7 protein-coding genes are annotated in these 9,281 nt (G+C 40.1%); 5 read left to right on the plus strand and 2 right to left on the minus strand.

Annotated features, from left to right (window positions below; all coding sequences use genetic code 11):
- Positions 1 to 183 (plus strand): GxxExxY protein (locus tag A3775_RS24930; protein WP_231866949.1); only part of this gene is annotated, 183 nt, incomplete at its 5' end.
- Positions 184 to 242: 59 nt separating this feature from the next.
- On the opposite strand, the gene A3775_RS05480 is transcribed toward A3775_RS24930, so the two are convergent.
- Positions 243 to 1,436 (minus strand): Coenzyme F420 hydrogenase/dehydrogenase, beta subunit C-terminal domain, encoded by a 1,194-nt coding sequence (locus tag A3775_RS05480; RefSeq protein ID WP_066424166.1) that lies wholly within the window; start codon positions 1,434 to 1,436, stop codon positions 243 to 245.
- 1,280 nt (positions 1,437 to 2,716) lie between these two features.
- Here A3775_RS05480 and A3775_RS05485 point away from each other — a divergent pair.
- The 3 genes from A3775_RS05485 (at position 2,717) to A3775_RS05495 (ending at position 6,199) form a co-directional block, all read left to right on the plus strand.
- Complete coding sequence (locus tag A3775_RS05485; protein ID WP_066381397.1) at positions 2,717 to 4,168, plus strand: glycoside hydrolase 100 family protein; 1,452 nt, start codon at positions 2,717 to 2,719, stop codon at positions 4,166 to 4,168.
- A gap of 201 nt (positions 4,169 to 4,369) precedes the next feature.
- A complete protein-coding gene (locus tag A3775_RS05490; protein ID WP_066424167.1) occupies positions 4,370 to 5,719 on the plus strand; it encodes a 16S rRNA (cytosine(967)-C(5))-methyltransferase in 1,350 nt (449 codons plus the stop codon).
- 57 nt (positions 5,720 to 5,776) lie between these two features.
- The gene (locus A3775_RS05495; RefSeq protein ID WP_066424168.1) at positions 5,777 to 6,199 is read left to right on the plus strand and encodes a TerB family tellurite resistance protein; all 423 of its coding nucleotides are present in this window, start codon (positions 5,777 to 5,779) and stop codon (positions 6,197 to 6,199) included.
- Between the two features lie 60 nt (positions 6,200 to 6,259).
- On the opposite strand, the gene psb35 is transcribed toward A3775_RS05495, so the two are convergent.
- Positions 6,260 to 6,487, minus strand: coding sequence for a photosystem II assembly protein Psb35 (psb35, locus tag A3775_RS05500; protein WP_066424170.1), 228 nt, complete (start codon positions 6,485 to 6,487; stop codon positions 6,260 to 6,262).
- 423 nt (positions 6,488 to 6,910) lie between these two features.
- On the opposite strand from psb35, the gene A3775_RS05505 reads away from it, so the two are divergent.
- A complete protein-coding gene (locus A3775_RS05505) occupies positions 6,911 to 9,025 on the plus strand; it encodes a TonB-dependent siderophore receptor (protein WP_066424171.1) in 2,115 nt (704 codons plus the stop codon).
- The last annotated feature ends 256 nt before the right edge of the window (positions 9,026 to 9,281 follow it).

A 9,281-nucleotide genomic window follows, 5' to 3' on the forward strand; every position in this document is an offset into this window, starting at 1 on the left:
GCCGACCTAATTGTTGAAGACAAGGTGATTATCGAAATCAAGTCTTTGGAGGCTGTTCACCCAGTACACAAAAAGCAACTCTTGACATACCTTCGTCTTAGTAACAAACGCCTTGGGTTGCTCATCAACTTTGGTGAAGAACTAATTAAAAACGGTATCACGCGACTCGTAAATGGATTGTAAAAGTAATTCGCGCCAAGACGCAAAAACATCTTTGCGCCTTTGCGCCTTTGCGCGAAACATTAATCCGGTAACTTATACTGCCCAACGATACGCTTGGCAAACTCCGGGACGTGCGCCTCTAACTTCTCCCCATGATTCCGCTTCACATACAAATAATTGCGGGTAAAATGCGAATCTATCGAGAATCGCGCATACTCCAAACCTTTAGGGCCGATTTTATCAATCACTACCCCCATGATTTTTGCTACCCACATCGGTAAGGTTAATCCTTGATCATAGGCGGGTATACCCTGTTGTACAGCTTCTTTCCTGTTACCTTGGGACATCACAGGTTGTGTGTCTAACTGGTCTTTCACTAAGTCCAGCATTTCTTTACCTGTATCATTTCTGACTACAATCCATTGCCAGCCAAAGGGTGCGCCCATATAACCGACGACTAAATCCGCTAGGGAATTGACGTAATCAAAGCAACTCATACAAGATGGGGCAAAGACATCTTTGAGTTGGTTTGTTTTTAAGCCAAAGAAGGGGACTTTCTCGATTGAGCCATCTTCATGTTTGAAGTGAATGCGGAAGTCTTGCATGAATTCGTAATGTACCACTGTTTCAGGCGATCGGCTGGTGGTTTCTAAGAATTTTTGCAGTCCGGCACGGGTGACGTTATCTACGCAAGGTGTACCTAAAACGTATAATTTTTCTAGACCTAATTTTTTTTCTACAGCCCTGAGTGCTTGGATTTGACAACCAACACCAATGACTAATAACCGCTTCATCCCTGATTTTTCTACCTGTTCCAAAACGTTAAGGTTGGGAGACAGTGTTGGTTTATTTACCCGTGCTGCTAGTATTTCTTCTGGTGTACGGGCAATGACGGGCATCGGTTGAAAGCGGTCTTCTTTGCTGTTTTGGACACAGACAACGCCTTCCACTAATCCGCGATTGAGCATTTCTATGGCAATGCTGCTAACTATCCCTGTCCATTGTGCGCCTTCGATGGGTTGTTGTTTCCGCGCTGCTATCATGTCTTGATGTACACCGAAATAGAGTTCATCGGGGTGATCGAGATTCCGAGAACGGCTGTGTGTTTGTGCTTCTAGGGTGTCTATCTGTTGGGTGATAAAGGCGCAAGCTTCCTTGACATAGTGGATGTAGTATGTGTCGCACAGTCCGCACTCGCTGCATAGTTCTTTAGCAGGGCGACGGCTACCGGGTTTTAAGGCTTTGGCTTTTTGGTGAGGGAAAAGCGAGGTCATGTTAAGCGTAATATGTTATCTCAAAATTTAAGATAGCTGAAGCTGGCACTTTACACAAAATTGAACAGCAAAAACTAAGATTTAATTTCTTTAGGGTGAGGCAGTTCGTAGGGTGCGTCAGTGCTAGATATTTAGCGTGCAGCCGTTGTGTTATTTTCTGACGCACCTTACAAATTAGGTATTTTTCCACATGGCAATCCCTGAGAACATCCACAATGGGATTCACCTCATAGCTGAATGGAACTTTTTGATTTTCCTTTCGTCTAGCCTCAGCAATACCTCAATGCGTTAGCTTACCTAACTGTAGGTATTCCGTAGGGAATAAAATTTGCTACATTGTCTAGCTAGTTAGCCTGATTTTATGGTCAAAATCTCTAATTTGATCACAGTTAAGGCAAAAAATGGATTAATAACTGTTTAAATAATTAATATCTGTATCAAATGCTATTAAACATAAAATATTATCAAATTTGGCACAAATGCTTAATATGTTTGCAATAAAATCATCCTGATTTACTTTTAGCTATCGAGTTGATGTTAGGGATTCCAATATTGCTTGTTAGTCTGATTTTTAGTCTCTATAGTCATATCTTGCACGCTTCTCAATTAATGTCGCTCCCTGCACCGCCAACAACGTAAAATCAGGGGTTTTAGCAAATATCAAGCAATGCTCATCCTACAAGTTTGCTTAACTTGCAGGTAATTAGCTTTCTCAAGCCAAGCAGTTAATCTGGCAGTAGTGTAGAATATATATTTTTTTGAAGTATTGTTTTTTTTTTGAAAATGGCAATTACTTATATTGCAAAATTTGAAAATACGTTATAAATTATTAAATTGTAGGGGAATATTAGTCTAAAAAACTCAAACCTAATTAGGTAAACATAACTAGAAGTCTTTCAGACTTCACTTCATAGTACCCTTAAACAGTGAGTTAGATATGTTTTTGTTTGGTAAAGGAAAGCTCTGGACACAAAGAAAAGAGCTATGAATAATCTAAAAACATATCTTGTATTACTGTATCTAATCAGATTATTGCTGGGGGAGAAAATTACAGCTATCTGTAGGTAACCACAAGCATAAATGATTCACAGCTAATTAATTGTTCATGACCAATTATACGAATTAGTTGCAGCTTGATATTAAATGTCAAGCTGTTGATTTGGAATAGTTTTTGCTATGGCAAAAACGTCTATCTTTTACAGTGATAAATAGCAAAAAATTAGCCAAATCAAGCGCGTCTACCAAGTAAAATGTACACCATAAATGGAGTTAGTCTAGCGATGCAGAGAATAAATGAATTACTAACAGAAGAAACAATAGAAGCATCTGCATGGAAAGCGTTAGAGAAATCGATACTGTATTATAAAGGTCGTCCTGTTGGGACGGTGGCTGCTTATGATGTGTCTGTCGAGGCTTTGAATTATGACCAATGTTTTATTCGGGATTTTGTATCTTCAGCTTTGATTTTTTTGCTTAAAGGTAGAACAGATATTGTTCGCAACTTTTTAGAAGAAACTTTAAAGTTACAACCTAAAGAAAGGCAATTAGATGCTTATAAGCCAAGTAGAGGGTTAATACCAGCTAGTTTTAAGGTAGTATCAGATAATGGCGAAGAGTATTTAGAAGCGGATTTTGGGGAACATGCGATCGCTAGAGTTACGCCAGTCGATTCTTGTTTATGGTGGATTCTGTTATTGCGTGCTTATGTAGTCGCCACCAAAGACATATCTATAGCCTATCAGCCGGAATTCCAAACGGGTATCAGGCTAATTATGGAAATTTGCTTGGCGAATCGCTTTGATATGTATCCCACGCTGTTAGTTCCAGATGGGGCTTGCATGATTGATCGCCGTTTGGGTATCTATGGCCATCCTCTGGAATTACAAGTTTTATTTTATGCGGCGTTGCGTGCAGCGCGGGAAATGTTAATCTGTCAAGGTAATCAAGACGTTATCGAAGCAATTGATAACCGTCTACCGCTTTTGTGCGCCCATATCCGTCAACATTATTGGATAGATATTAATCGCTTGAATGCAATTTATCGTTTCAGAAGTGAAGAATACGGTAAAACAGCAGTTAATCTTTTTAATATCTATGTAGACTCTATTCCTTACTACGAATTAGACAAGTGGCTACCAAAAAAAGGTGGTTATTTAGCCGGTAATGTTGGCCCATCACAGTTAGATACTCGGTTCTTTTCGCTGGGTAATTTGATGGCAATTATTTCCGACTTAGCTACGGAAGAACAAGCACAAGCAATCATTAATCTGATTGAAGAAAGATGGGAAGATTTAGTGGGAGATATGCCCATTAAAATCTGTTATCCTGCTTTAGAAAGTGAAGAGTATAGAATTGTCACAGGATGCGACCCCAAAAATATACCTTGGTCATATCATAATGCTGGTAGCTGGCCTGTTTTAATTTGGATGTTAACGGCAGCATCTATCAAAACTAATAAACCTTACCTTGCAACTAAGGCGTTGGAAATTGCTCAAACACGACTTTTTGAAGATGAATGGCCAGAATATTATGATGGCAAGAAAGGGCGACTGATCGGCAAGCAAGCGAGAAAATATCAAACCTGGACAATTGCTGGTTTCCTATTGGCAAAAGAACTGATCAAAAACCGCAGTTATTTATCGTTAGTGAGTTTTGATGAATTACCACCAGAATTAATCTCTAGAGCCTGTGAATTTGAAATCGGTAATGTAGACCGATATATGTCTCGATAATTTTTGATTTTGTCCTCATAGTCTCATTTTTTCGTGAATGTTTATCACCCCGGTTTCTTTGAGAAGCAGGGGTTTTTAATGAGCATTTTTCGATAGAATTGTTTTTGTTAGTGATTGCTATTACATTGTTTTCATGGGATATAAGGGCTAAAGCCCTGACTACGAACGGAAACAATTAATACTCAAAAGTTAAAAATTTTCATGACTAACCCCCGTCAAATAGCTTTTACTGCCCTCAAGGATGTACATAAAGGGGCTTATACTGATGTAGCTTTAGATAGAGTGTTACAAAGAGTTAATTTGTCTGACCTTGACCGTCGTCTAGTTACAGAATTAGTGTATGGTAGTGTCCGTAGGCAACGTACTCTTGATGCTCTGATTGACCAACTCGCTACTAAGAAATCCCATCAACAGCCAAGCGAACTCCGCAGTATTTTACATTTAGGTTTTTATCAACTGCGTTATCAAGAACGTATTCCTGCTTCTGCGGCTGTGAATACAACTGTCCAATTAGCTAAGGAAAATGGTTTTGCTGGGCTGACTGGTTTTGTCAATGGTTTGTTACGTCAGTATGTGCGTTTAGCTGAAACATCAAAAGACCCGTTAAAATTACCAGATGACTCAGTGGAACGTTTGGGTATTTTACACAGTTTTCCTGACTGGGTTGTGCAAGTCTGGTTAGCACAACTGGGTTTGGAGGAAACAGAAAGACTCTGCGAGTGGATGAACCAAACACCGACTATCGACTTGAGAATTAATCCCTTGCGTACTTCTATTGCGGAAGTAGAGACGGCGTTAAAATCTGCGGGTATTTTAGCGAGGCGCATACCGCATTTACCCCAAGCTTTAAGATTAATTGGCAATACTGGCGCGATTAAACATCTTCCTGGTTTTAGTCAAGGTTGGTGGGTTGTACAGGATGCTAGCGCGCAGTTGGTGAGTCATTTTCTCGACCCCCAACCGGGTGAGGTGGTGGTTGATGCTTGTGCTGCACCTGGGGGGAAAACTACTCATATTGCTGAGTTGATGCAGGATACAGGGAAAATTTGGGCGTGCGATCGCACTGCTTCCCGTTTGCGTAAACTTAAAGACAATGCCCAACGTTTGGGTTTACACTCAATTGAAATTTGCACTGGTGACAGTCGCAACTTACCACAGTTTCATCTTACTGCCGACCGGGTTTTATTAGATGCTCCTTGCTCTGGTTTAGGCACTCTCCACCGCCATGCTGATGCGCGTTGGCGACAAACACCAGAATCAGTTACAGAACTTTCTCAACTCCAGAAGCAGATTATATCACACACAGCCGGATTTGTCAAACCAGGTGGTGTGTTAGTTTACGCTACTTGTACTCTGCACCCGGCAGAAAACGAGGATGTAGTCAGGGAATTTTTAGCTGAAAATCCTAATTGGCAAATTTTACCCCCCAGTGTGGATTCAGCTGCTGCTAGCTATGCTACACCTGAAGGTTGGTTAAAAGTCTGGCCGCATCGTCAAGATATGGATGGGTTTTTTATGGTGCGCTTAAGAAAAACCAACAATTCAGGGTGAATACGATCAGGGATTGTACGATGTGATCAAAGCCTGAATCTTCCAGAGGAGGCAGCAATGATCACTGATGCCAACGTCAAAAATTTAGTTAAAATCCTGATAGGAGCCGCTTGGATTGATGGCAAAATCCAGCCTGAAGAACGGCAATATTTACGTGAAATCGCTCAAGCCAAAGGTTTGGCTACAGATCCAGAAATTAAGCCTTGGTTGTATGAGTTAGTAGCGGTACAACCGCATGAATGCTACGCATGGGTGAGAGAATATTTAGGCGATCGCCCCAGTACCGAAGACTGCGAAAATCTGATTGAGGCCATTAGTGGTTTAATTTACAGTGATGGTGAAGTGGCGATCGAAGAAGCCAGACTCTTGACAAAATTGCAGGAGTTAAGCCAAAGCCATGAATCTCATCAGTCAGCGCACACTACGCTGCTGAAAAAAATTCAACAGCTTTATCGTCGTTGGGTTGAAGTTCAAAACTAACCATAGTCAAAAGTCTCTAGCCTCAACTTTACTGACTATCGACTATTGACTATTGACTAATTATGACTTCGGTTCACCCAGACCCGGAGTTTCTTCTTTTTCTACTTTCGGTACAAAGTCAGGACGGTCTTTGTTTTCCCAACCTACAGGACGTTTAGAATTGTACCAAGCAATAGAACCGATGGTGACAGCCGCAATAAAACCCACTACATAAACCAATGTAAAAGCTAAGGGAAAATGGGGGCCGCCTGTGGCTACAGTCTTCGCTGCTTGCATCAATATAAGCATGAGTATAGACTCCTAGTTTACGCAACACTTCTTAAGACAGTATAAAGACAGAGTATCATTTACATCCACCCCCAGTTGGAAACACTTCAGAGAGAGTAGGGAGTGGGGAGTAGGGGAGGCAGGGGGGCAGGGGGGCAGGGGAGAAAAACTAATGACTAATGACTAATGACTTCTAGTCGTTTGGGGTTGGTTCATACTTACAACAAAGTTTGTCTTATAAATGACATTTAACTTTAACTGCCTAATTGTCAGGATATTTGTATATGACAGCTTGTCAAACTTGTACCCAAGAAAAATTACTTACTATGACAGGCTGTCATAGTAAAAAACATACAAAAAAACCTTGACATATATTCTGATTTATCGATACTGTTTTGTTTGGCTCTTAAATTTAATAAACATTTTTCTGGTTGGAGTAACTAAATGAAGCAGAATTTATATTTGCTTCCGTTAAGCTTATTGGGTGTATTTGTTGGTTCACCATCCTTAGCATTAGAAGTTGAAATTAGCAATCAAGATGTTGATAAAAATCCTCAAAAAGTTCATGCAAATATTCCTCATGTAAGTGAATTAACTTTGCACTCCACTGAGGCGAAATTATTGACGCAGCCGTTAGAAACAAATTTTGCTCAAGAGGTAATAAAAGCTGAGGAAGTAGAACAAGAGGATGCACCATTAGAAGATGCAGCAGATATTAATTTAGAAGTAATAGGAGAAGAAGATACACTTCCTAAATCGACACCGACTTACATTATTGACAAGGAAGAAATCCAAAAACAAGGCTCAACAAGTGTTGCTGATGTTTTAAAAAGAATGCCGGGATTTGCTATCAATGATGTTGGGCATGGTGCAGATATTCATACAGGAACTTACTACCGGGGACACTCAATTAATCAGTCGGTTTTCTTGATTAATGGTAGACCGATTAATAATGATGTAAGTACATATCACGGGGCTACGGATTTAAATAGTATTCCTGTAGAATCGATAGAGAGGATAGAACTATATAGTGGTACTTCCACAGCTTTGTATGGTGCTTCAGCTTTTGGCGGAGTTGTTAATATTATCACTAAACAAGGAAGCATTACTCCTCGGTTTAATGGTGCTGTAGAATTTGGTTCGTTGAATTTAAATAATCAACAGACAAGTTTTAGCGGTAGTAGTGGTAATTTTAGATATAATTTGAGCTTTGAACGATTTTTTATTGATAATCGTTATCAAGTGCCACAGGGTGCAGCTAACCGGGATGCTAGCGGTAATTTATTTAATGCAGATACAGCTACTAGCACTTATTTTGGTAACTTGGCTGTTGATTTGAATTCCCAAAATACTTTGAGTTTGGATATTAAAAAACTTAGTAGTCGTCGGGGGTTAATTTATTTTGGTTTTCCGTTGCAAAGAGACAGGTTAGATCATGATGGTTTAAATATTGGTTTATCTTGGCGATCGCAACTAGCCCAAGGTTCTAATCTGACGACTACACTAGGTTATAACCAAGATTACTTTAACACCTACGGCCCTACTTTTTTTCAAGGCAACACATTCTATCGCACTGGGACTTTAGACACACAAAATTTAACAGCCAGAGTAGATCATGATTGGCAAATAGCTGCTAATAATCGACTACGTTGGGGGTTAGATTTAAAAAACACTAACTTAGATGGTATTACTAACAGCACCAGAACCGATAGGATTGCTTTGAATGAAGAAGAAAATCGTAGTGTTTTGAACACTGCATTATTTGCTGTCAATACTTGGAATGTGAGCGATTCCTTTCTGGTAGACTTAGGTCTAAGACAAAGCTTTGATTCTCAATTTGGTAATTATCTGAATCCCAGTGTCGGTTTGCGTTATGCTATGTCGCCAAACCTAGCTGTGCGTGGTAGCTGGGCTGGTGGACAACGTAACCCAGGTTTAGACCAATTATATCTTTATGATACGGTGCATGGTTGGTTGTCTAATGCTGATTTAAAACCGGAAACAGGTTCTTCATGGACTGCGGGGGTAGATGTTAACTTTTCTGAGGATTTAACCGGACAATTTACTTACTTTGGTAGCAGTTTAGATAATCGTTTAGCCATTCTTCAAGGACAATGGCAAAATATTGGTCTAGTTGATACCAATGGTTTTGAGGCGGCATTACGCTGGCGATTGGCGAGGAATTGGTCAACGTTTTTTAATTATACTTACACGAATGCAGAAATTAAAACAGGCACAGAACGAGGTTTGCAATTAGGTTTGATTCCTTATTCTAATTTGCAAGCTGGTATTGGCTACGAAAAAAATGGATGGCAAGCCAATTTATACGCTACTTATAATAGTGGTGCGCGTCGGGCTTTGTTTCTCAATCCTAATGATAAGAATACAGATTTCTCACCATCTTACGTAAATTTTGATCTGAGTGGTCGCGTCCCTTTAAATAGAAGCTTGGGACTGACATTTTACTTAGAAAATTTACTCGGTGAACAATACGAAAGAGTCAACCGAATTTATAGCCCTGGGTTGACTTTTCGGGTTGGTTTAAGTACAGGTATTTAGGGTTTTTTAAGATGGGATAAATCACGTTTGGTGGTTTGTAGTAAGGACTTTAGTCCTTAGACGATGTTTGAAAAGTATTGTTATTAACATCAAAGTCTCTCAGACCTAACCCCCCCAGCCCCCATTCCCTACAAGGGAAGGGGGGTGTAAAAGCCTCTCTCCTTGTAGGGGAGAGGTTTGGAGAGGGGTTTTTAGCTTGAACTGACAGAAGCCTCTCACTTACCGCGATAGCGGAAGTGATGAGATGAATGACAGG

Source organism: Anabaena sp. 4-3 (assembly GCF_001597745.1).
GTDB lineage: Bacteria > Cyanobacteriota > Cyanobacteriia > Cyanobacteriales > Nostocaceae > Trichormus.